The 23,433-nt window shown below is 59.6% G+C and carries 14 protein-coding genes; 5 read left to right on the forward strand and 9 right to left on the reverse strand.

All coding sequences use genetic code 11. The features are described 5' to 3' along the window. Positions 1-138: 138 nt before the first annotated feature. The 8 genes from GGQ66_RS21530 to GGQ66_RS21565 form a co-directional block, all read right to left on the reverse strand. Positions 139-2,331, reverse strand: coding sequence for a glycosyltransferase family 2 protein (locus tag GGQ66_RS21530; RefSeq protein ID WP_183795556.1), 2,193 nt, complete (start codon positions 2,329-2,331; stop codon positions 139-141). A 4-nt stretch (positions 2,332-2,335) separates the two neighbouring features. Next, positions 2,336-3,160 (reverse strand): ABC transporter permease, encoded by an 825-nt coding sequence (locus GGQ66_RS21535; protein WP_237359034.1) that lies wholly within the window; start codon positions 3,158-3,160, stop codon positions 2,336-2,338. A gap of 103 nt (positions 3,161-3,263) precedes the next feature. Next, positions 3,264-4,517 carry a KpsE/RkpR family capsule polysaccharide export protein gene (locus GGQ66_RS21540; protein WP_183795558.1) on the reverse strand — a complete coding sequence of 418 codons (1,254 nt, stop codon included), beginning with the start codon at positions 4,515-4,517 and terminating at the stop codon, positions 3,264-3,266. Positions 4,518-4,553: 36 nt separating this feature from the next. Beyond that, positions 4,554-5,207, reverse strand: coding sequence for an ABC transporter ATP-binding protein (locus tag GGQ66_RS21545; protein WP_183795560.1), 654 nt, complete (start codon positions 5,205-5,207; stop codon positions 4,554-4,556). Positions 5,208-5,216: 9 nt separating this feature from the next. Then, positions 5,217-6,488 (reverse strand): KpsE/RkpR family capsule polysaccharide export protein, encoded by a 1,272-nt coding sequence (locus GGQ66_RS21550; protein ID WP_183795562.1) that lies wholly within the window; start codon positions 6,486-6,488, stop codon positions 5,217-5,219. A gap of 19 nt (positions 6,489-6,507) precedes the next feature. After that, a complete protein-coding gene (locus GGQ66_RS21555; RefSeq protein ID WP_183795564.1) occupies positions 6,508-7,557 on the reverse strand; it encodes a hypothetical protein in 1,050 nt (349 codons plus the stop codon). Position 7,558: 1 nt separating this feature from the next. Next, the gene (locus GGQ66_RS21560; protein WP_210287365.1) at positions 7,559-8,410 is read right to left on the reverse strand and encodes a class I SAM-dependent methyltransferase; all 852 of its coding nucleotides are present in this window, start codon (positions 8,408-8,410) and stop codon (positions 7,559-7,561) included. Positions 8,411-8,504: 94 nt separating this feature from the next. Next, positions 8,505-9,683: a polysaccharide biosynthesis/export family protein gene (locus GGQ66_RS21565; RefSeq protein ID WP_370686405.1), complete on the reverse strand. Its 1,179-nt coding sequence runs from the start codon at positions 9,681-9,683 to the stop codon at positions 8,505-8,507. A gap of 303 nt (positions 9,684-9,986) precedes the next feature. Between GGQ66_RS21565 and GGQ66_RS21570 the strand changes: the two genes are divergently transcribed. From GGQ66_RS21570 to GGQ66_RS21590, 5 genes are read left to right on the forward strand one after another with little or no spacing between them, the layout of a single operon-like run. Then, complete coding sequence (locus tag GGQ66_RS21570) at positions 9,987-17,435, forward strand: type I polyketide synthase (RefSeq protein ID WP_183795568.1); 7,449 nt, start codon at positions 9,987-9,989, stop codon at positions 17,433-17,435. Next, entirely contained in the window at positions 17,428-18,813 is a 1,386-nt protein-coding gene (locus tag GGQ66_RS21575; RefSeq protein ID WP_183795570.1) for an aminotransferase class I/II-fold pyridoxal phosphate-dependent enzyme, read from the forward strand. The genes GGQ66_RS21570 and GGQ66_RS21575 overlap by 8 nt, the downstream gene beginning before the upstream one ends. A 28-nt stretch (positions 18,814-18,841) precedes the next feature. Next, on the forward strand, positions 18,842-19,633 hold the full coding sequence (locus GGQ66_RS21580) for an SDR family oxidoreductase (RefSeq protein ID WP_183795572.1): 792 nt from the start codon (positions 18,842-18,844) through the stop codon (positions 19,631-19,633). Between the two features lie 14 nt (positions 19,634-19,647). After that, positions 19,648-21,237, forward strand: a complete 1,590-nt coding sequence (locus tag GGQ66_RS21585; protein ID WP_183795575.1) for an LTA synthase family protein — start codon at positions 19,648-19,650, stop codon at positions 21,235-21,237. Next, positions 21,234-22,526 (forward strand): capsule polysaccharide biogenesis protein, encoded by a 1,293-nt coding sequence (locus tag GGQ66_RS21590; protein WP_183795577.1) that lies wholly within the window; start codon positions 21,234-21,236, stop codon positions 22,524-22,526. The genes GGQ66_RS21585 and GGQ66_RS21590 overlap by 4 nt, the downstream gene beginning before the upstream one ends. On the opposite strand, the gene GGQ66_RS21595 is transcribed toward GGQ66_RS21590, so the two are convergent. Next, positions 22,510-23,289, reverse strand: a complete 780-nt coding sequence (locus tag GGQ66_RS21595; protein WP_183795579.1) for a DUF6030 family protein — start codon at positions 23,287-23,289, stop codon at positions 22,510-22,512. The two genes, GGQ66_RS21590 and GGQ66_RS21595, sit on opposite strands and share 17 nt — an antisense overlap. Between the last annotated feature and the right edge of the window lie 144 nt (positions 23,290-23,433).

A 23,433-nucleotide genomic window follows, 5' to 3' on the forward strand; every position in this document is an offset into this window, starting at 1 on the left:
GCCATCATGCGAAAACTCATCGTTCTCGCTAACGCACTGCTGAAAAACAATCGCAAATGGACCCCAAAACCAGCTTGATCAAAACGGATACTCTAAATAGACACATAAGTCGGCTTTAAGATTGTTGATATTGTTTATCTAAGTTTTTCTCTTCTGGAACCATTCACGCGCAAAAGTCAAACTTGATAGCTGGATTAATTTTGGATCTGATCGGTCCCGACTGTATGCCGGGTGACTGGCCGGGTCGATAAAATCCTGTGTATCGTGTAGCCTGCGCAAATTAGCCTTCTCTTTTTCGAAGCGTATCCGCCGTTCGCCCGACTTGTCGGGGCCGCGTGACACGGACTCATGGTGAATGAGGCACGCGAACGGTGTCCATACGATTCTGTAGCCTGCCTTGTAGGCCCTGAAACAGTAATCGACGTCGTTATAAGCGACGGCAAAATTATCTTCGTCCCAAAGGCCGATCTTTCGAGCGCACTCGCCGGTGATGAGCATCGCCGCACCCGTGACGCAGGTCACGGAGTTGCGCACGTGCAGACGGTTCATCGGACCGCCAAATGTTTCAGGCTTGTTGAGATACCAGTGACCGGCAAGGCCGCCAAAGCCAACGATAACGCCAGCGTGCTGGATTTTTCGGCTTGGATAGAGAAGCTTTGCACCAACGATGCCAACATTATCGTAACTGAGGCATTGGACCATTTCGTCGAGCCAGTTGCGTGCAATGACCTCAATGTCATTGTTCAGGAGAAGGAAATGATCTCCGCTTGCAAGCGCCATCCCCGCATTAATCGCCCGGGAAAAATTGAACGTACTGACGTTGATATGAAACTGGAATGATGGGTAGCGTTGCGCATAGTCATCGTAAAGCGCTAGCGTGGCACTATCTGTCGAGCCATTATCGATCACGATGACTTCGAAGTCGGGATAGTCAGTTTCCTCGTATATTCCCCGCAGGAGCGTCGACATCAGATCGAACGAATCCTTGTTTGGGACGATGATCGAAATCTTGGGGTGGTTTTTCGGGTCGCGTGGAAAGCTGACGCGATGCAATGTCTCCGTGAGAGCCGGCAATATAGCATTAGTCTTGCCATTGTTGGTAAAGTGCTCATGCAGAGCGCGTCTGGCACTGGTGGTGGCCTTGTCGAGAAAAATGCGCGAGTAGGTCTTACCGTTACGGCGCCACCAATAGGCGGGGTACGGAACATGCACGACCTCGATGTCTGCTAGGCCATCGAGATAGCGCAGTAGTAGGTCGTAATCCTGTGAGCCTTCGAAGTTCCCGCGCAGGAATCCGATGTCGATCAGTCGATCCCTGCGGTAAATCGAAAAGTGATTGATGTAATTGACCCCGGAAAGCAGAACGGGATCGTAGGCGGGCTTCAGCATCAAGCCAGTAGGCTTGAGGGTATCATCGACCACCAACTCGTCCGTATAGAGAAACCGAGCCTGCGGGGATGATTCTATCGCTTGGCGGATGACCTTGAGCCCATGCGGAGCTATGACGTCGTCATGATCCAGCAGGGTAATCCACTCGCCTCGAGCTACCTCAAGCCCGGCATTGGTGGTTAGGGCGATGCCGCGATTCATCCCGTTGAGGAGGTGGCGGATTCGCGGACCAGGCTGGTGAGCGCTGTACCAGCCCAGAGTTTCTGCCGAGGTGGAACCATCGTCCGACAGAATGAGTTCAGCGCCTGCTATGTCCTGTCTCTCAAATGAAGAGACGAGTTCATCAAGATACCGCGCTGGTGCATTGTAGACTGGTACGACGATGCTCAGCCAGGTGGCGCCGGGATCCAGCGACGGGGAAGCAGAAATGTCTGCCGCCAGTTTCGTCATGCGGCTTACATAGGTCTGCAGTTGGCCTTCTTTTCGTCTGAACCGAAAAGAGGGAAATGTCTTCCAGAAGCGGGGCAGATTGGCCAACCGCACCTCCTTCATAGGCGAGAGTTGCCGCTTCTGTGAGGCGATATACGCGTTCAACTCCGTGACGGTTGCGAACTCCTGAACCTCCAACGCGAAACGGCACGGCTCACTGGCCGGGTCCAGTCGCAATGTACAGATCGTCCCGAATGCGCCGACATCGGCAATGATCAATATGTCTGCGCCGCGGCCTACCGTCCAACTGTCCTTTTCGCGAAAGCCACGACCGGTGTTGATATAGAGTCTCGGCTCGATTTCGATATCGGATGCCGCCAATCGAATAGTCACGAACCGCTTTCTAAGGACCCCGAAGCGGATGAGAAAAAACGGGTCGTCACCTTCCGAAAGCCAGGTCGAGCTTTCGCGCGGATCCGCCGTCAGTTCGTTCTGGGCAATGATTTCAAGCATGAGACTATTTTCCTTCGAGAACGACGCGCCGCACACTTCTCTCCAGAACAAGGCCGCAGCAAAGCGCCCCGAGTCCGAATGCCAAAAGATAGTATTTGTCGAGCACCGGGCTGTTGTAGGTGGGATAAAAAGAGGATCGCATCCACTCCACTGCGTGCATCACGGGATTCCACGACAACGCATATGCCGCTTGTGCTGGCAGGGCAGCAACAACAAAAAGCGTTCCGGACATCATGTACACGAGGATAAGCGTCAATGCATAGATAGTGGCAAAAAAAGTGAACATAGAGGTGACAACGCCGACCAGTACACCAAGACCGATGGCTAGAAGTATGGTCGACAGAAAAGCATATGTTGCTTGCTCCCAGTCGTGCGGGAACGGGTTGTCGCCAAGTGAAAGCAGAATGATGAAGGTCAGGAAGACCATCAGGAAAGCTGCAATGATCTCAAGAAACGCGCGGGCGAACAATATATCCAGCACCTTCACGGCGGGAATTGCAAGCATCGGTCTGTTTATAACAATCGATAGCGCCATGAAGCGGGACACATACATGAACGTCAGACAGGGCAGCAGGCCGGTTGCGAAGAAAAGACGCAGACTGTCTCCAAATGGCGCCTTTCGTCCCATGAACGTATAGATCATCAGCAACACAAACATATGGGCCAGAGGCCATATCGGCACGAGCAGAAAGCCCAGTCCATGATTGAAAAAGCGGGTCCGAACATCCCTGAGGATTACCGCTTGCATCACGTGCGCCTTCTGCTTCAAGGCGTACCGGGTCGATCGTGGATCCTTGCCAGACTCATGCGAGGTGATGACCCGAGTCATGCGACCGATCCATATGGCGATTGGATTTGACCGGAGGGCGATTGCTGGCAAAAAGCCAATGACTTGGCGGCCTGCCAGCGACTTGGTAGGATTTGTTGCCGCATCAGAGGTCTACCTTGGTCTTGATCTGCCTCAAGATGCCAGTAAGGGCAAGCCATAGAAAGACGGATCCAAGTGCAGTCAGCCCGATCCCAAGGCCGCGGCGCGGGTAAAGCGCCTCGTCCGGCAGATTTGGCTTGAGAAAGCTGTCCAGATACATCAGTTGCTGGTTGCTCATGAACTGGACCTGTTCGAATGTGCGAACGCTGGCAGAAAATTGTTCCTCGGCCAGTCGCGTTTCGAACTGGAGATTTGAAAACGCTGCCGAGACGCTTGCCAAGTTGTCAACGTCAGACCCCGTCACTTTTCGCTGCAGGTCGTCAATCTGGGCCTGTTTACTCTCGATCTCACGGGCGAGAACCTTCATCTGAGGTGTATTCTTTCCCATGCTGTTCGCCTTGACGGTATAGGATTGCTCTAGCTGGATCTTTTCCTGCTGAAGTTTGGTCAAAAGCGAGGAGAGAATGAGCGAGGAACTCTCAACGGTCAGAACGCCACTCTCATTTTGCTGAACGGCCATGCGCGCACGCAATGCGCGCAAATTTTCACTGGCACGGTCCAGATTGGTTTTGGACGTTGCAGTCACGTCCTGCCAGATCCGGTCGCTAAGCCTGTTAATCATGGCCTCAGAAGATTTCATGATTGCGTCAGCGATGTCATGCGCATCCTCTGCCGAAAAGGCGTTGACTGTAACTGTAATGATGCCGCTCGAAGGACTAATGGACGTTTTGACCATGCGGTCCCAGTAATCCAGAAATTCCTCGAACGTTGCGTCTTGTTTCAGTCGGCTCGCGAAATCTACGTTCTCACGCATGAAGCGCTCGCGCAGGTTGATAGCTTTTTCGAGTTCTTCAAGAATGGCGCGGCTGTGAATGAAGTTCGTTACGATCTGGGTGTCTTGCACGATTTTGGCGGACGGCAGACCGCTGACCTTGCCGAGTTGATCCTGACCAATCGCAGGCGTGGAGGTTCGCACCACGAAACGGGTTTCGGACTGATACTGATCCGAGGCCAACAGGCCGAAATAGAAGATCGCACTGACGATGGGCATGATGAGAACCAGAGCGGTATTGGCAACGAAGGCCCACCGAAACACACGATCGATCATGCGCGGCCGCAAGCCCACCGCTTTATAGAGGTCGCTTCGATTGGATGTCGAAAAGCGCAGTTTTCTCGCCGTCGTCGATAGCGCCTTGACTGTTAGACGGCTTCTGGCGAGTGCCGATGGCTTTGGCATGTCCTGATCGAGATTTGTCATGGCGTGGATTTCGGCTTCCGTCGTTCGGGACAATTATCAGCGGTTCAGGCGGTAGTAAGTTTCAATAGCATCCGAGACTTTGTCAAACAGCAACATTTGGCCGTCCACGAGTACAACCCCCTTGTCGCAGTAGGCGTTGATTGTGGACATGCTGTGCGAAATCATGATGAGATCCGAGTTCTTTCGGCGGCTTTCAAAGGCCTCTTTACACCGCTTCTGGAAGCGTGCATCGCCGACGGCGGTGATTTCGTCGACCAGATAGCAGTCGAATTCGACAGCCATTGAAAGACCGAAGGCCAAGCGTGCCATCATCCCGGAAGAATAGGTGCGCACCGGGGCGTTGATGTAATCGCCGAGTTCTGCGAAATCCTCGACAAAGCTAGAAACCCGGCGCACATTCTCCCCATAGGCCCGCGCTACAAAGGCAAGATTGTCTCGTCCTGACATTTGTGGATGGAAACCACCAGCGAAGCCTAGTGGCCAAGACACACGCAGATCTTTGATGATCCGGCCGGAATTTGGCAGGGCCGATCCAGCAATCATCTTCATAGTCGTTGATTTGCCGGCGCCGTTCACCCCAAGCACGGCATAGGAGTAGCCAGACAAAAACTCCATGTTGCAATTGTCGAGGATAACCTTTTTATGCCCCTCGGTCTTGAAATGTTTGGAGACACTCTTGAAACGGATCATTCGGCATCCTCAAAGCTTATGATCTTCGATCGATGCAAACATAAGGACGCCCGTCATCCAGGCAACGGTGAGTCCAAGCAGGATCAGCAGCGGCGTTGAAATCCGGTGGGGGTAGAGCGACTCCTGCGGGACTGTCGGCGGCACGAAGACCACCAGATACAGGCTTTTGCGCATGGCCTCAACCTGAGCCATATCAAGGTTGCGCCGGGCGGTTTCGTAAAGCGTTTCTGCGACCCGCCTGTCAGTTTCGAGCCGGGAGAAATTCTCCACTGCATTGGCCACGTTTGTTTCGGTCTGCGAGTTACCGGCAATCTCTTGCTGCAGCTTCTCGATCTGTGTTTCGAGATTCTGGGTGGTGAGTTTCAGTTGCTGACCGGAGGGAGACGATGCCGCGTTTGATTGGTTTAAAATGAACAAGCGTGTTTCGAGTTCGAGCTTTTTGGCCAGAAGACCGGCCAGCAGCGCGCCCGTTTCCGTAGCGCGCGCCTCCGGAGACAGCAGGCCGGCCGAATTCTGGTATTCTTTCATGGCCTCGAGTGCTGCCTTGTAGTTGTCGGCTGTTCTTTGCAACTCGGCCTGGAAGCGGGAGATGATATCGTTGCGGGCCCGCGTGGAAAGTTCGTTGATCAGCAATTCGCTCTCGGCGATGATAGCGGATGCCAGTGCCTTGGAGTCGTCAGGCGAGAAGGTGCGGGTCCGCAATGTAATGATTCCCGAGGGACCGTCTATGTAGGTCACGACCTGATTGGCCCAGTATTTTAGAAAGCGCTCGTTCGATTCCTTGTCATCGAAACGGGACAGAACATCGACACTGTCTTGTGTGAACATGCGGCGATAGTCGATCTTCGGCGTCAGTCGTTGCAAGATTTCAGTCGAGTGGATGAAACTGGTGACAATGAAACCATCCTGAGACATGGAACTCATCGCGAGAACGCCGCTATCAGCAGAATCCTTATTTCGCTCCTCGGCCAAAGACCGGACGGTGAAGCGTGCTTCAGCGATATATTGGTCCGAGGCGATCAATACGAAATAGACGAGGCTGGCGGCGAACGGAACCAGTACCATCACGATGAAGCTTAGCAACGCGATCGGTGTGCGCGAACTGGTACTGGGCCCGCCTTGCACCGTATGCGCGCCGCCAACGGTGTTGATTTCAACCGCACCAGTGTGGTCATCGACCTTTTGAAGAGGCGAGTTTTGCCGCAGGAGACGACTGATCAGTCCGTTACGCGGGCGAACCGGAAATTTGGTTTCGGCCTCCCTGATATCGGTGTTGGACATGACTTGGACGTTCCCGCTTTTAACTCTTTTGCATGGCGGCCTCATTGATCGCCTTGCGTACATAATAATCAAGGATGAGGTCATCCTCCAGATAAGACTCTGCGACGGGTAGGCAAGCAAGCTTTGCGGCGATTTGATCCATTGCCTTATTCCGTTGCAGGATAGGAATCCGGTCCATATCAATGTCCAGCAGTTCGCCTAATGATGAAGCGAATGAAAGTGTGTCATTAATATGCCCGATGACCTCGCAGCGGGATATCATGTCCAGCGCCGTCGCGATATCCCTGCGCGTCGAAGGCTGTTCAGCGTCGGTCCCGGCGAACTGACGTGTACTCGGAGACATGAGCGTCGCTCGGATGCGGGGAGGCGCTCTTTTGAGCGCTTTTTCGATGGCCTCGGTGTCTTGCAGGTTCAGGCCTTCGAAATACGCAACCGCTGGTGACAGTGACATTAGGTCGCGTTCGCCGAGAAAGGTCGGCTTGGTCGTCGAGCACAGCTTTATCGTAGCCAGACGAATAGCCATGTCATAATACGGATCGGTCAGGATTGTTGCGCCGATAAATCCCTTGTCGAAAAAATCCTGATGATTACGGACCTGCACTCGCCCGCTGAGATAAATCGATTGCAGTTTGTCGAGCAGAAAGACCTGCAGTGTCGTTTCGTGGCCGTATCGCTCGATAGAGGAAAGAGCATACTGGAAGTATTCCTTCATCGCCCTGTCCAGAGCTGTATGCGGGACGATTTGGGTCTCGATCCGCATGATTTTCTTGTTGATTTGCCGATCAGGAAGGGGGCGGCGATAGATCAGCAATCCGGACTTGGCATCGTGGATGGCCAAGGTCTTGCGTTCCTTCAAGCCTGGAATGTTCTTATCTGTCAGTTTGAAGCCGACCAGACCGGTTTTGTGACGTCCGGTCGCCGCTACGGCGCTGTGAAGTTGGTCGCATTCGACGTCCGCGATAAAGCCGTCGGCGTCCGATACCGCAACGACCGGCACGTCCGCGAACCCGTCTGGGATAAGGTATCCCATAACAAGATCGCCTCGATCGCTTTGGATGTTGAACAGCAAATCAGGCCTGTTGTTCTAAGGCGCCGCGTTTTGCGAAAACACAGAAGCACGGACCACCACGGTGGTTGGGGTCTTCCTGAGTGATGCGGATGTCGCTGAAGCCGAGAGCCCGGATCAGGTCGATAATGTCGTCTCGCCCCATCCAGTAGTGACGATCCTTCATGCCGCCACAGAATTCTTTGGTCGCATTTGCGTTGAAATAATGCCGCTCATAATACCGTACCGGAACCCCGGCAATGGTGCGCTCTTCAACGTTGCCGTTAAAGGCCTTTCTCCGCGGATCATCGTTAGGCATTGCCTTCTCATCGAAGAAATGCGTCCAGATGAATAGCTGGTCGCAACGGCGCGTCAACTGCGAAAGGAAATGCCCAGGGTCGGGCATGTGATACAATACACCTGAAGCGACAGCGAGATCGTAGTGACGCTCTTCCGTCTCCAGCCACTTTAAGGCGTCACCAAGGTAGAAGTGCGCGCGATCAATGCCGATTACCTCTTTGGTCACCAGGCATCGCAGGAAGCACTGCTTATTCGCTTCGATAGCGTCAATCGAGGCGGGTCGATGCTTGTTGAGCATATAGGTGTGCATGCCCTCAAGTGGCCCGACTTCCAAGACCTTAAGGTCTTTGATCGAGCCGGCCTGTTTGACGGCCCAGTCTACGCGCTGATCTGCAAACAGAGCGTGGTTGCCGGCTTTGAGTTTCAAGCCACCGGGAAAAGCAGAATTCCAGCCCGGCAAAATGTCGATTGCATTCTGGTGGCTCGGCATCTCGTTGCAATACTGATCAAAGAACCCGTCGGTCTCCTGATGTTCCGGCTTTGAGCCACGACCAAAGATTCTGTCAAGAAGCCGCATTGCATTTCCCGCCGCATGAAGTCGCCGCTATTTTTCCAGCGGGTTTATAGTCCGCGACTCAGGTGAGCGCAACTCGAATATCCCAGGGCCATTGTCAGTCGCTCACGACATTGTAGATGCTGGTTCCTGACGCAACGATGCCGACGGGGCGCCCGACGATATTCATGAACTTCAGGAAATCGACAGAGGGGTGGCGTGATGCGTAGATGACGTCCCGATTCTTGACGGGGAAAGTCTGCCCCACGAGCAGGCTTCCGGCCTTTGTCATGTCGAAGCGATAGACGACCGGATATCGCCCCTGTTGGTCAGGGGCCATTCCCTTTCTTACAAGCGCATCGAAGCGCGAGCGTCCCAGAAGATCCATCATGATATCCGGTTCCTCATAGCGGAACACGAAGTATCCACGCATATCGCTGGTTGAAGCTTCGCCGCCGCCGGCCATGGCCACGGCTTCGAGAAGGTTGAGGTCGTTCGTACCAAATTCGATCCGGTTGTTGGACTTTACTGCGCCGAGGACGGTAAATGTTCGCGGCTCCCGGGTTACGAAAATCTGGTCGCCCGGCTGAACATAAATGTTCTCCCGAGGGTCCTCGATCATGGTCTTCATAAGAACGGTGCCCGTCTTTTGCTGCCGGGTCAGTGTCACGTAGCTCTCGTAAGGTTGAAAGGTTGGGCCGCCAGCCTTGGCTAGCGTCTCCATGATTGTTTCAGACGTGAGGCTAAGCGGTACAACCGCCGGCGTTTTGACTGCACCAGAAACGGTCACGTTGCGTGATGCCGTTGTTATCGTATTGACCACGACGTCCGGTTCGACAGCCTTGTTCGCCAGAGCAGAGAGAATCGTCTGCCGGGCCTCTTCAAGGGTCTTTCCAGCAAAGGTCACAAGGCCGACGTACGGTATAGCAGCCTTGCCGTCTGGCTGTACCAGAACGTCAATGTCCGAATGCTTGCTGTCGGCCGTTGAGAATAGACCGTCAGAGCCTGCTTCGAAAATTGTGATCTTGAGCTGGTCGCCTACGCCGATAACGGGTTTCTTGACTCCGCCGCCGATTCCGAACCGGCGCTGCAGCAATTTGCTGTCGTAGTTGGAAATGAGTTTCGCGGAAGTCGAGTCGACGTCAACAATATCAAAAACAAGATTATTGCGCTGATTCGATTCACTAATTGACTGGCGGGACTGTTCCGAGATGTCTGAGGCGAGAGGGCCGTCTCCTGGCAAGCTTTTGCACGACGTAAGGACAAGCCCTATAAACAGGACGTTCGTCTTCTTCACGGCCACTCCATATAAATTCATTCAAGACAGCGGATAACCACTTAGCAAGAAACGGTTAATAATTGCTAGACCTCGCTGGTGAGTTACAAAATTTTCCCCGGCCCGTCACCAGTGCATTTCCCCCAAAATGGATACTTGAGCGGGTGGGACTACCCAAAAGCTGATGTTGTGTCTAAATTCACACGCTAGCGTGAAGCGTGCTGAAATGCGACTAACATTCGTTCGGCTTGACGTTGACGTGTTCGAGCGGGTGAGAGTGGGTCTCGATGTTGAATGAGGCTTCGAAATTGAGAGTGGGTCTAGATGACGATTGAAATACTGGGGTATGCCTGTTCCGTTCCGTCCGCGGGCAGCCCTGAGCAATTGTTTGAACTGCTGCGGGATGGCGTGTGCGCGGTCACCGAGATTCCCGAATCGCGGTGGGACAAGGCCCGGTTCTGGCATCCGGTCCGCGGCACGCCCGGCAAGGCCTATACCTTTGCGGCCGGTGTGCTGGACAACGTCTTCGATTTCGATCCCGCAGTGTTCGGTCTGTCGGCGCGCGAAGCGTCGTATATGGATCCACAGCAGCGCGTCCTTCTGCAACTCGTCTGGCGCGCTCTGGAAGACGCTGGCTTGGCCCAGGGCGATCTTCAGGGCGAGCGTGTCGGCGTCTATATCGGTTCTTCCGGTCTCGATCACGGTAACCTCTATATAGAAGACCCGGCATCCGGCGGCCCGTATTTCATGACGGGCAACACGCTGTCGATCGTCTCCAACCGCATTTCGCACGTCTTTGGTCTCAGCGGCCCGAGCATGACCATCGATACCGCCTGTTCCTCCTCGCTGGTGGCCTTGTCCCAGGCAGAGCGGGCTTTGCTCGACGGCGAGATCGACACGGCCATCGTCGGCGGCGTCAATCTGCTGCTCCATCCTTTCTCCTTCATTGGTTTTTCCCAGGCGCGCATGTTGTCGCCGGAGGGCCTGTGCCGGGCCTATGGCCAGAACGGCGAAGGCTATGTCCGTGCGGAAGGTGCGGGTGTCATCGTGCTGCGCCGTTCGGAACGGGTTGCAGCCGAAGGCGGGCGCAGCCGCGCCACGCTTCTGGCCGCAGGCATGAATTCGGCCGGGCGCACGAACGGCATTTCGCTGCCCTCGCGGGAGGCGCAGGCCGAACTGCTACGCTCCATCTATGAAGAACGCGGGCTCGATCCCGCCCGTCTCGCCTTCGTTGAAGGCCATGGCACGGGCACGCGGGTCGGCGATCCCGCGGAAGTCTGGGCGATTGGGGAAACGTTGGGCAAGGCCCGCACGGATGTTCTGCCGATCGGCTCGATCAAGACCAATATCGGCCATGCCGAACCGGCGTCGGGCATTCTCGGCCTGATCAAGGCTATTCTGGCGCTGGAAAACGATTTCTTGCCGCCGTCGCTGCATGCCGAGATCCTGAACGAGGATATCGATTTCGCCGGGCTGAATATCGAGGTCAATACGCGTGGTCGTGTCCTGCCGCGCGGCGCCGAGCGCCGTCTCGCCGGGGTCAACTCCTTCGGCTTTGGCGGCACGAATGTCCACGTCGTCATCTCCGATCCGCCGATCCGCGCGGTTGAGCCGGTGGTTGACGAGGGCGGCGTCTTCACCGTCAGCGCCCATACGGCGACGGCGCTTGAAGCACTGTTGCGCGACTATGCGGTGCGGATGACCGGCGCGACGCCGCAGGAAGGTGCGCGCATCGTTGCGGCCACGCGCAACAGCATGCCGCTGAAGCATCGGTTCGCTGTCTCGGGCCGCAACGCGGCCGATATCGCCGCGTCCATCGAGGCGCATCTGGACGGCGCCGGCGCCGGTGAAGTGGGCGAGGCCCCTGCCAAGGCCGTCAAGACCGCCTTCGTCTATGCGGGCAACGGTTCGCAGTGGGCGGGCATGGGGCTCGATGCCTATCGCGAGAACGCGGAGTTCCGCGCCCGCTTCGATGATTTTGCCGCTCTCTTTGCCGAGCGCACCGGGGAAGATCTGGTGGCGATCCTGCACGCACCGGACCTCGCTTCGCTGCTGCGCGATGCCCGCATTGCCCAGCCGCTGCTGTTTGCCGTTCAGGCAGCGCTGACGGATTGCCTTGGCGCGCGGGGTGTGAAGCCCGATGCGGTCTTCGGCCATTCGGTGGGCGAAGTCGCCGCGGCTTATGCGGCCGGCATCCTGACAGCCGCCGATGCGGCAACCGTCGTCGCCGTTCGCTCCCGCCACCAGCACGCGCTGGCCGGTGCCGGCACCATGGCGGCCGTGGTCATGTCCGAAAAGGCGGTTGAAGCCTTCGTCACGGCACGCGGCCTGGCCGGCATCCACGTCGCCGCCGTCAACGCCCATAATTCCGTGACGATTTCCGGCCCTGTGGAAGAGATCAAGGCCTTCAAGAAATACGCTCAGGCGGCGCGGGTCGTATGCCATGTTCTGGATATCGACTATCCGTTCCACCATCCGGTTATCGACCGTGAACGGGATGCTTTCCTGGCGGAAATTCCGGCGATTGCACCGGTAGGCGGCCATACGCCCTACATCTCGACGGTCACGGGCAAGGTGCTCGATGGCGCAGCGCTTGATGCGCAATACTGGTGGCACAATGTGCGCGAGCCGGTCGCCTTCGAAGCCGGCATTTCGGCGGCGCTCGAGCTTGGCTGCAACCTGTTCATTGAAATTTCGCCGCGTCCGATCCTGTCCGGCTATGTTACGGAAACCGCCAAGCAGGCTTCCGCCGCCGTGGCTGTGATCCCGACCTTCGCGCGCCCGGGGCTGGCGGAGGGAGACGATCCGGTCGAACGTTCGGCGATGCGCGCCATCGCCCACGGTGCGACGCCCGTTACCGCCAGTGCCGAGCGCATCTTCGGCGTCAGCCTGCCGCCGCTGCCCTTCGAAAACAAGGAATACCGCACCCAGAAGACCTCGGACGGCATCAACGTGTTCGGCCGCGATCTGGTCGAGGCGCCCTATACGCTGCTGGGCTGGCGCGCCGACCCGCTGGCCTCCGTGTGGAAGAACCATATCGACGCGTTGCTTCTGCCCGATCTCGCCGGCCATGTGGTGGACGGCAAGCCGATCATGCCAGGCAGCGCCTATATCGAGATCGCCGTCCAGGCCGCGCGCCGCTTTTATGGCAGCGCCGAGGTGGAAATCACCAATCTCGAGATCTTCCGTCCGCTCGATCTGCGCGATACCCGCATCGCCGAGGTGTCCACCCGCATCTCGCCGGAAACCGGCGTCATCGAGATCGCGTCCCGCGAATATATGAGCGAGGACGGCTGGGCGGTGCATGCCACGGCGCGCAGCCGTAAATCGGCTGGCCTGTCGCGCAAGCCGGAGCTCAACGTCGTACCTTTCGGCAAGGCGCATGAAATCCGTGCCGAGGAAGCCTATGAGACGGCCCGCCGCTTTGGTCTCGACTATGCGGAATGTTTCCAGCTTCTGTCGCGCGCCGAACTGTTCGGTGAGCGCCATCTGGTGGTCGATCTCAAGTCGCCGGACGCGCCGCTGCATCCCTGGCTGACCTATGACCTCAACCCGATCTCCATCGATGCCGCGTTCCACGGTCTCGTGGCCCTGTTCGGCCGCCTGACGGGCGAGGCCGATGGCGCGCCCTATATTCCGGTTCGCTTCGGTGCGATCCGCACCGGTGTCGCGGGCAAGGAAATCACCCGTGCAGTGGTTGAAATCCAGCGCTTCAGCGCCAACAGCCTCAAGGCCCGTTTCGAACTGATGGCCGAGGACGGCACGCTGGTCGCCACCCTCGATGACTGTCGTTTCCGCCGCACCTGGCTGCGCCAGCACAACACGCTGGAAACGGTCACCTTCCATTACGAAACGGTCGCGAACGGTTTTCTGACCGGCCATCGTCCTGCAGCTATCCTTCCGGCAGGTGTCGCACCGGCTGCTCAGGGTGACGAACCGGGCGAAGCGACGTTGCTGATCGATGCCGCCGTGCACAGGGCCTGCCATGATATCGCGCTGGTGCTGGCAAACGGTTCCGGGCGTATTGAAATGTCGCGCCTGCCGCATGACCGTGCCTTTGCCTGCTTCCTGGCAAGCTGTCTTTACACGCTGGAAGATGCCGGCCTGGCGAATTTCGATGGCAATGGCTGGTCTGTACCGGTCGAAAACGGCCTGCCGCCGTTGGCCGTGCTGCTGCGCGAGGTTTATCGCCGCTTCCCCGGTCGTGTGGCCGAAGCCGTCCTCGTCAATGATGTGCAGGTCGAAACACTGGAACGTCTCGCCCGTGGCGCAACCGGGGAGGAGAGCAGGTCGTCCCGCTTCCTCAGCGAAGCAACGCTGGACCATGTGCGTCACCACACGCCGCTGGGCCGCCTGCGCGACGAGCGCGTGCTTGAAGCCGCGGCCCGTGCGCTGGCAAGTGTCACGCCCGGCCAGGCCTTCACGCTTCTCGAAGCCGGTGCGGTCTCTGTCGCCTTCAGCGCCCGTCTGGCGGATATGGCAGCACTCAAGGGTGCGCGCCTCGTCATTCTGGAACCGTCCGATCATCTGCGCCGCACGCTGGAACTGACCTTCGAACGCAATCCGATGGTCGAGGTTTTGCCCTTCGAGGCCGGCATTCTGGCGGATGGTGCGGATCTCGCGATCAGCGCCAGCGGATCGCTCTATGCCAGCCTGCGCAACGGCGGCGCGCTGAACGATGCGCTGCGCGCCGTGGCGGCCTGCGGCGGTGCACTGGTGGCGGTCGAGCAGCCGTCTTCCGGCCTTGCCGATTTCGTCTTTGGCCTCACCGATGACTGGTTTGCGGAAAGCGCCTCGCCGGAATTTCCGCTGGGCCGCTTTGCCTCGCCGTCCCAGTGGGAAGACGCGCTGAAGGAACTCGGCTTTGCGGATGCCCGCGCCGAACTCAGCGATGCCGAGGATGGCAGCCTGCTCATCATCAGCGCGGAAGCCTCTGCCGCCAATGTCGAGCCGTCCATCGAGCCGACCGCCTTCGGGACGGTAATGCAGATTCTGGAAGCCGGCGCTTCGCCGTTGGCGCTCGCCGGAGCCGAATGCGTTCGTGCAGCCTATGAGCCGGATGGTGGCGCTGCGGCTTTCGCAGACCTGTTCGCCAACTGGAGGGAAGAACCGGTTCAGGCCGTCCTCGTCCTGCCGACGGTGGCCGATGCGACGGGGTCCGCAACACTTCAGGACCATGTCCTGACGCTCAGCGCCTTTGCGGAGGCGGCCCGTGCCCGCGCGCAGGCTGTGAGCGGCGTCAAGCCGGCCCGCCTCGTCATCGTCGCGCCGGGCGGGTCTCCCGCCGGTGCCGAAGCCGCAGAAGCGGTGGCGAGCGGCGTTTGGACGTTTACCCGTGTGCTACAGAATGAATATGAGGAAGTCGAAACCTTCCTGCTCGATGCCGATCCGGCTGCACCGGAAACGGAAAAGGCCGTCGCCCGTCTGCTTGCCTACAAGGGCGATGAGCGTGAATGGCTTCTGGATAGCAAAACAGACCTTCTGTCGGTGATCCGCGCCGTGCCGGGCCCGGCGCCCGTTGCCCTGCGCACGACGCTGGACTTCAAGGCCGCCACCATCCGCCAGCATACGAGCGGCCGTGTCGACAGCATTGTCTGGGAAGAGCGTGGCCTGCCCACGCCGAAGGCGGGCGAGGTCGTCGTCGAGGTGGCCGCCACCGGCCTGAATTTCCGCGACGTGATGTGGTCGATGGGCCTTCTGCCGGAAGAAGCGCTGGAAGACGGTTTCGCCGGTGCCACCATCGGCATGGAAATGGCCGGCACGGTTCTCGCCGTCGGCGCGGGTGTCACCGACATCGCCCCGGGCGAGCGCGTCATGGGTATCGGCCCGGAAGCCTTTTCCACCCATATGGTCGTGGCCCGCGAAGGCCTGATGCGCCTGCCGTCGGGCATGGATCTCGCCGCCGCCGCCACGGTGCCGGTCGCCTTCCTCACAGCCTATTACGCCATGGTCGAGTTGGGTCGCATCCGTGCGGGCGAAACGATCCTGATCCACGGCGCGGCCGGTGGCGTCGGTCTTGCCGCGCTGCAGATCGCCAAGCTGAAGGGCGCCACCGTCATCGCGACCGCCGGCACGGTGGAGAAGCGGCGCTTCCTCTCCATGCTCGGTGCGGATCACGTCTTTGATTCCCGGTCGCTCGATTTTGTCGGCGATGTGCTGCGCGTCACGGGCGGCGAAGGCGTCGAGCTGGTGCTGAACTCGCTGTTTGCGGAAGCCATGGAACGCAGCTTCGAACTGGTGAAGCCGTTCGGCCGCTTCCTTGAACTCGGCAAGCGCGATTACTATTCGGATCGCAAACTGGCGCTGCGCCCGTTCCGCCGCAATGTCTCCTACTTCGGCATCGACGCCGACCAGCTTCTCGTCAAGGCTCCGGCGCTCACCCACCGTATCTTCGATGAGATCGGCGCGCTGTTTGCCGAAGGCAAGCTCAGCCCGCTGCCCTTCCGTGCCTTCCATTACGATGAGACGGCAGGCGCCTTCCGCCTGATGCAGAATGCCGGTCATATCGGCAAGATCGTCGTTCTGCCGCCGATGGCCGGCAAGGACCCGGTGCGCGTGGCGACCGATGGCAAGCTCGCCCTGCCGACGGGCGTCTATCTCGTTGCCGGCGGCATCGGTGGTTTCGGTCTGGCGGCTGCCGACTGGCTGGTGAAGCGCGGCGCAAAGCATGTCGCACTTGCCACCCGTCGCGGCGTTCCCGATGAGGAAACCGTGGCCACGATCGCGGCCTGGAAAGCGGCGGGTGTGAGTGCCAGCGTCCATGCCTGTGACATCACCAGCGAAGCCTCGGTGGCTGAGTTGCTCACCAGGCTGCGCGCCATCGGCCCGTTGAAGGGTGTGTTGCACGCCGCCATGGTGCTGGATGACGCGCTGATTTCGAACCTCGACCGTGCGCGCAACCGCCCGGTCATCGACGTGAAGGCCTCTGGTGCCGCGGTTCTTGATCGCCTGACACGGGGTGACGATCTCGCACTCTTCCTGATGTTCTCGTCGGCGACGACGATGATCGGCAACCCCGGCCAGGGCAATTATGTGGCCGCCAACGGTTATCTTGAAGGTCTGGCGCGTGCACGGCGCGTGGCGGGGCTTCCGGCGCTGGCCGTCGGCTTTGGCGCGATTGCCGATACCGGCTTCCTGGCCCGCAATACGGGTGTCAACGACATCCTGTCGAAGCGCCTCGGAAAGTCGGCACTGCGCGCCCGCGATGCGCTGGCCTTTGTCGAACGGTGCCTCGTGGGTGACACGGGGACGGTCGATGCGGCAACCGTCATGGTGGCCGAACTGGATTGGGCTTCGGCCTCGGCGCTCAAGATCACGGCCCAGCCGCTATTTTCTGCCATTCCGCGCAATGCGGGCGCAGGGTCGCAGGGTGGCGATGGCGAGCAGGTCGATCTGGCCGCCCTCATCGCCGGCAAGCCGGCGGAAGAGGCGCAGGCCATTCTGCAGCGCTTCCTGGCGGGCGAGATCGCCGGCATCCTCAAGGTCGCCGAGGACAGCGTGACAGCCGACAAGGTGCTGAAGGATATCGGTCTCGATAGCCTCATGGCCATGGAACTGGGCGTCGGCTTCCAGCAGAAGACGGGTATCGACATTCCGCTTTCGGGCATGGGCGATGGTGCGACCGTGGGCGACATCGTGCGCAAGTTGCACGAAAAGGTCACGGCGCGCGGCGGCGGCGAAGACGAGGCGTCCTTCGAGGACAGCATCGTTGAAGGGCTGGCGAACAAGCATATGAACGCGGAAGCGGAAAAGGGAGCCGGTCAAAATGGCTGACGGCAAGAACGACGAAGGCGGCGCGGGCGACATGCTCGGCGCATGGCGCAGCCGCCATGAGTCGGCTGGCCAGAACCGTATGGCGCGCATGAACCGCAAGGCACCGGAGCCTGTGAAGGCGCCGAAGCGGTTCGAGGACCTGCCCGAATACAAGAAACTGATGGCGCACAAGGCCATCAGCGCCATGGCCGGCGTCGAAAACCCGTTTTACCGTTCGCACGAGCGGGCGGCGGGCGCGACGACCGTCATCGGCGGCAAGGAGATGATCAACTTCGCCTCCTACGACTATATCAGCGCCAATACCCACCCAAAGGTGGAGGCGGCGGCCAAGGCGGCCATCGAGCAGTTCGGCATTTCCGCATCCGCCAGCCGTCTGGTGGCCGGCGAACGGCCGCTGCACACCACGCTGGAGGCAAGCCTTGCCGAGGTCTACGGCACGGAAGCCGCCGTCTGCTTCGTTTCGGGCTATCTCACCAATGCTGCCGCCATCTCGACACTGGTCGGGCCGAAGGATCTGGTCGTCCATGACGAACTGATCCACAACAGCGTTCTGGCCGGCGTAAAGCTTTCGGGCGCCACGCGCCGCTTCTTCCGCCATAACGATGCCGCCGATCTGGAAAAGGTGCTGAACGGTGTCGCCGGCAATTTCGATCGTGTGCTGGTGATCGTCGAAGGTATCTATTCCATGGATGGCGATATCGCCAACCTGCCGGAATTCGTACGCCTGCGCGCGCGCTATGGCTTCTGGCTGATGGTGGACGAGGCCCATTCTCTCGGTGTTCTCGGCAAGACCGGCCGCGGCACGTTCGAACATTTCGGCATTGACCCGACCTCCGTCGATCTGTGGATGGGGACGCTTTCGAAGACTGCATCGAGTTGCGGCGGCTATATTGCAGGCTGCCGGGCGCTCGTCGAAATTCTGAAGGCCGAAGCCGGCGGCTTCGTCTATTCCGTTGGCCTTGCACCCGTTCTTGCCGCTGCCGCCATTGCCAGCATCGATGTGCTGCGCAGCGAGGTAGAACGCGTCGATGCGCTGCGCCGCAACGGTCATCTTTTCCTCGATCTCGCCCGGCAGGCGGGCCTGAATGTCGGCACCAGCGCCGGCTATTCGGTCGTTCCGGTCATCGTCGGCGATTCCCTGCGCGCCGTGCAGCTTTCCAACGAATTGCTGGAAGCGGGCGTCAATGCGCTGCCGATCATCCACCCGGCCGTGCAGGAAGGCCTTGCGCGTCTGCGCTTCTTCCTGACCGCAGACCACACGCCGGAACAGATCGCGCGGGCGGTCAGCCTCACGGCGGAAATCCTCAAGGATCTGGAGCGCCGCAAGGTCGGCCTCGGTTCAATCGACATTCAGCAGGCGGCAAAGTTCATTTCCTGACGGGAGAACGGGCCGGCGGGGCGCATTCATGACGCATGCGATCATAACCGGCGGATCGAGCGGAATAGGGCTGGAGATCGCCCGGCTCTATCTGGAACGGGGCTACCATGTCTCGCTTCTGGCCCGGCGCGTCGATCTTCTGGAGGAAGCCGCACGCTTCCTGGCGGCGGACCGCAGCGAGGTGACGGCGCGTATCCACACGGCTTCGGTCGATGTGGTGGATGGCGCGGCCGTGGAAGCCGCGATCCGGCAGGCCGAATCGGTTCATGGCCCGTGCGATCTTCTGGTGGCTGCGGCCGGTCGGGTCGATCCCGCCTTCTTTGACGCCCAATTCCCGGAAACCTTTCAGGCGCAGATCGACGTCAATGTCTTCGGCGTGGCGCATGCCGTGCGGTCGGTCTATACCGGCATGAAGGCGCGCGGCAGGGGACGCATCATGCTGGTCTCATCGGGGGCTGCGCAGATCGGCATTCCGGCCTATGCGGCCTATTGTGCCTCGAAAGCAGCGCTGAAAGGCTTTGCCGAAGCATTGCGGGCGGAAGCGCGCCCGTTTGGCGTGGTCGTTTCGGTCTGCTATCCGCCGGATACGCGCACGCCGCAATACGAGCGGGAAATGCTGGCGCGCCCGGTCGAGGCCAAGGCGATCATGGGGGTTCTGCACCCGTGGGAGCCGCTGGTGGTTGCCGAAAGGATCGTAAAGGGGCTTGATCGCGGCGCTGCGGAAGTGCATTTCGGGTTTGCCTTGACCATGCTGGCGCTGTTCGGCGCCTTTATCAAACCTGTCATCTACTGGCGGGCGGCGCGTGGAAGACGCGCATGACGGAGTGACGGGGAATGTTTGAAGGTCTGCACGATCATCCGGTTGCCTTGACGGTGGCGTGTTACGCCGTCGCGGCGCTGGTCGTCTATCTGACGGACCCCTTCGCCATGCCCAAAAGCGAGCGTGACAGAAGCCGCATCGAGCGCACGCCCGGCCGCATTGCGCTGGAACTGGCCGCGCGGCTGCCGATCATCCTGTTTGTCTTCTCCATCTTCTTCGCCATTTCCTGGCGGCCGCTTTACGGCGCTGTGGGCACGATCAGCTTCTTCGTCATCTTCACCGGCATCTCGCGCGCCAAATTCATCTTCATCCGTGAACCCTTGGTGTTCTCCGATATCGCGCTGGTCATGGATGTCTTCAAATACAAGACGATCTTCTACGCCACGCGGCTGAACATCCTGTTCTGGATCGTGGCGCTCGGCTATGTGTTCGGCGCCTCTGCGGCCTTCATGGTCTTCGAGCCTTCCGTCCTGCCGGACAGGTTCCGCTTCTTCTGGGTTCTCGTCGGCCTCTCCGTGCCCATTCTGCCGATCATCCTGCTTTTCGTGCGGCCTGTGGGGCAGGCGGCTTCCTGGATTTCCGAAAAGCTGCTGCGAACGCTAAAGGTGAAGGTGAATACGGTGCGCTTCGGCACCTTCACCTCGGTTGCATATCACTTCATGATCTGGCTGGGCATGCGCCGCGATGCCATCGTCGCGGAACTGACGCACGGATTGCAGAACGTTATCCACGAGTTGATCGGTGCGGAAGAAGGCGATGCCCCGCTGGTCGTCGTCTGGCAATCGGAATCCTTCCTCGATCTGCGTAATGTCGGGGACGCCGAGCTTCAATTGCCGACCATCGACAGGCTCAAGGAGCGCGCTGCCCAGTGGGGACGTCTCACCAGCGTGTTCGAGGGTGGTTATACGCTGAGAACGGAGTTCTCCGTGCTGAGCGGGCTGCAGCCGGACGATGTGCACGCGGATGCCAGCTACCCCTATCTGCGCGCCGCGCATTATTCGGATATCGTGTGGCCATCGAAACTGCGCAAGGCCGGCTGGCTCACACATTTCATCCACCCCTATGACAGCACCTTCTTCCATCGCAACAAGGCGATGCCGCTGCTCGGCTTCAGCGAAATGACCATGCTCGATGCCTTCGACCACAACCCCGAGCGTGACGGTCCCTACGTGTCCGATCAGCGGCTGACGGAAAAGGTGGTGAATATCGTCGGGGCGTTGGAGGACGCCCGGCCGGCGCTGCTTTTCGTCGCTTCCATGGCCAATCACGGCCCGTGGGAACCGGGGCGTTGCGAAGGCATGACGGACCCCGTAGAGATCTACCGAGAACTGCTGCGCCGGGCCGATGCCGCCCTCGGCGCGCTTGTCGAGGAACTGGACAAGCTGGAACGGCCGGTCTGGCTCACCTTCTACGGCGACCATGCGCCCCTTCTCAAGCGCTTCGCCGATCCGTTTCCGGACCCGCGCACGGACTACTTCATCGTGCCGCTGGGCGGCGCGCGACAGGAAGCGCACAAGCCCACCCGCGCCCGCGTCGAAGCGCCGTGGAACCTGTTCGAAACGCTGCTGTGGCACTCGCATCTCTACAAGGAACAGTTCCGATGAGCGGCAAGGCGGCCTGGCTTTTTTTGCAGGGACCGTCCTCGCCGTTGTTCATGAAGATCGCCGACCGGCTGGAGGCCGCAGGCCACGCGTGTTTTCGCATCAATCTCCATGCCGGCGATCAGGTGTTCTGGCGCCGCCATGGCGCCATCGCCTATCGCGGACGGCCGGAAAACTGGGGGGCGTTCATTCGTGAGGTGATCCGCAGCCGCAAGATCGGCGGCCTCGTTCTTCTGGGCGAGGAGCGGGCCTATCACGCGGAAGCCATCCGCGCGGCACGGGAAGCGGGGGCATCGGCCTTTGTCGTGGAAATGGGCTATCTGCGCCCCGACTGGGTGACCATCGAGCGCGACGGCATGTCGTCAAACTCGCATTTTCCGAACGACCCCGCCGCTATTCTGGAAGCGGCACGGGATCTGCCTGAACCGGACTGGACGCGCCTTTACCGCCAGACCTTCCTCGCCGAAGCACTCTACGATCTGGCCTACAATCTGCCCTCCGTCTTCCTCGGTTTTCTCTATCCCTTCTATCACCGTCATGCGCTCTTTCACCCGCTGGCCGAATATGCCGGCTGGATCGCGCAGCTTGCCACGGAAAAACGTCGCCACGCGCGGGCTGTGGCGCAGACAGCCGCACTGAAAGCTTCCGGTGCGCCCTGGTTCGTCTATCCCCTGCAATTGCAGACGGATTTTCAGCTTCGCGCCCATTCTCCCTATAACGGTCAGCCGCAGGCGATAGCCGAGGTGCTGTCTTCGTTTGCAGCGCATGCCCCGCGCGACGCCCGCCTTGCCATCAAGGTTCACCCTCTGGATAACGGGCTGATCGGCTGGGCGCGGCAGATTATGGCGCGGGCGCAGCGGCTTGGTGTCGGCGAGCGGGTGCATTATCTCGGCGGGGGCGATCTGGGCGCGCTCATCGACGGCTGCTCGGGGATTGTCACCGTCAACTCGACCGCGGCCCTCCACGGACTTCGCGATGGCATCCCCGCCAAGGTGCTGGGGGCTGCGATCTATGACATTGCCGGCATGACAGACCAGAAGCCGCTCGATGCGTTCTGGCAGGCCCCCGAGCGGCCCGATCCGGCTCTGACATCGGCCTTCTATCGGTTGCTTGCCGTATCGATCCAGGTGCGCGGAAATTTCTATTCCGATGCGGGGACAACAGCGGCGGCGGATGCCATAGCCGGGCGCTTGCTTGCGGGAACGGTAAACCAGCCGGGTGGCGATAGCCGCGCGCCGCCGCGCCGAAAACCGGAAAAATATCCGCCGGACCGCTTTATGGTGCCTGATTGACCGGCTGATTGAAGGCGCCGGCGCGTGCGGGGCGTTCCAGCCGGTGCGTATCCTGGTTGGAGGATGCCGGCCGGATGATCAGATTATAGGCGTCGGGGTTGGTGATTTCCCGTTTGAACGTCACGGACAGGCTGTAATCCGTCATGTTGACGTCCTCAAGCGCCAGAATGCGGTGGCGCAGAGGGGTAAGGTCGCTCCAGCCGGTTGCTTCGATCAGGTCCGCGAGCGCGGAATCGAGTTCCTTCAGGGCTGCTTCCCCATGGGGCGTAGCCGGGGCGAGCATCTTGATGCGCAACGCGGTGATATCGTCCTGGGCCGTGCCACGGATTACCACGAAGAGTGAGGCCGGGGCTTCTCCCGCGTCCTCGGAGCCGGCGATTGCCTTTTCAGCGGTGCATTCCGATGCCTCGCCCAGCGGCGAGGGTTGCCAGCCTTCCCCCTCATAGCCCCGGTTGCTGAAGAGCTTGCACATATCCGGTGCCGGAAAGTGAATGATGCGTGCGAATGGCGTCATGCCCGAACCGGAAAACAGCCTTTCGGCACCGGTGCCCGAAAGCGGCACGGTATCGCCCGCCGGGTTGCGGCGTTTCTTGCCCAGCGGCGGTTCGGGCTGCGGCGGCTCCATGTAACCGTAGTAGACGAGCAGGGCATTGAGGTGGCGGCGGTCATTGGCCAGAAGGACCGTGGCAACGATCGCGCCGACGATCGCCAGCGTCAGGCTGACGAACACGACCCTGCTCTTTCTGACCGGAATATCGGTCACGCAACCACTCCTGGCAAAACGGATAGCCCATCGAATCGGCTGATGCGACACCTGTCGCCCCGTGATCTTGTGGTCGCTTTTATCGGAATTTTCATGACGTGCCTATCGGCTTCTCCATTGATTTCAGCAATGGAGAAGCCGCCT

The sequence above is a fragment of the Allorhizobium borbori genome (assembly GCF_014196535.1).
Taxonomy (GTDB): Bacteria; Pseudomonadota; Alphaproteobacteria; order Rhizobiales; family Rhizobiaceae; genus Ectorhizobium; species Ectorhizobium borbori.

What these genes read in the sequence shown, in the direction of transcription:
- GGQ66_RS21530 (WP_183795556.1), bottom strand. Translation starts at nt 2,331, where the DNA reads ATGCTTGAAATCATTGCCCAGAACGAACTGACGGCGGATCCGCGCGAA.
- GGQ66_RS21535 (WP_237359034.1), bottom strand. Translation starts at nt 3,160, where the DNA reads ATGACTCGGGTCATCACCTCGCATGAGTCTGGCAAGGATCCACGATCG.
- GGQ66_RS21540 (WP_183795558.1), bottom strand. Translation starts at nt 4,517, where the DNA reads ATGACAAATCTCGATCAGGACATGCCAAAGCCATCGGCACTCGCCAGA.
- GGQ66_RS21545 (WP_183795560.1), bottom strand. Translation starts at nt 5,207, where the DNA reads ATGATCCGTTTCAAGAGTGTCTCCAAACATTTCAAGACCGAGGGGCAT.
- GGQ66_RS21550 (WP_183795562.1), bottom strand. Translation starts at nt 6,488, where the DNA reads ATGTCCAACACCGATATCAGGGAGGCCGAAACCAAATTTCCGGTTCGC.
- GGQ66_RS21560 (WP_210287365.1), bottom strand. Translation starts at nt 8,410, where the DNA reads ATGCGGCTTCTTGACAGAATCTTTGGTCGTGGCTCAAAGCCGGAACAT.
- GGQ66_RS21570 (WP_183795568.1), top strand. Translation starts at nt 9,987, where the DNA reads ATGACGATTGAAATACTGGGGTATGCCTGTTCCGTTCCGTCCGCGGGC.
- GGQ66_RS21575 (WP_183795570.1), top strand. Translation starts at nt 17,428, where the DNA reads ATGGCTGACGGCAAGAACGACGAAGGCGGCGCGGGCGACATGCTCGGC.
- GGQ66_RS21580 (WP_183795572.1), top strand. Translation starts at nt 18,842, where the DNA reads ATGACGCATGCGATCATAACCGGCGGATCGAGCGGAATAGGGCTGGAG.
- GGQ66_RS21585 (WP_183795575.1), top strand. Translation starts at nt 19,648, where the DNA reads ATGTTTGAAGGTCTGCACGATCATCCGGTTGCCTTGACGGTGGCGTGT.
- GGQ66_RS21590 (WP_183795577.1), top strand. Translation starts at nt 21,234, where the DNA reads ATGAGCGGCAAGGCGGCCTGGCTTTTTTTGCAGGGACCGTCCTCGCCG.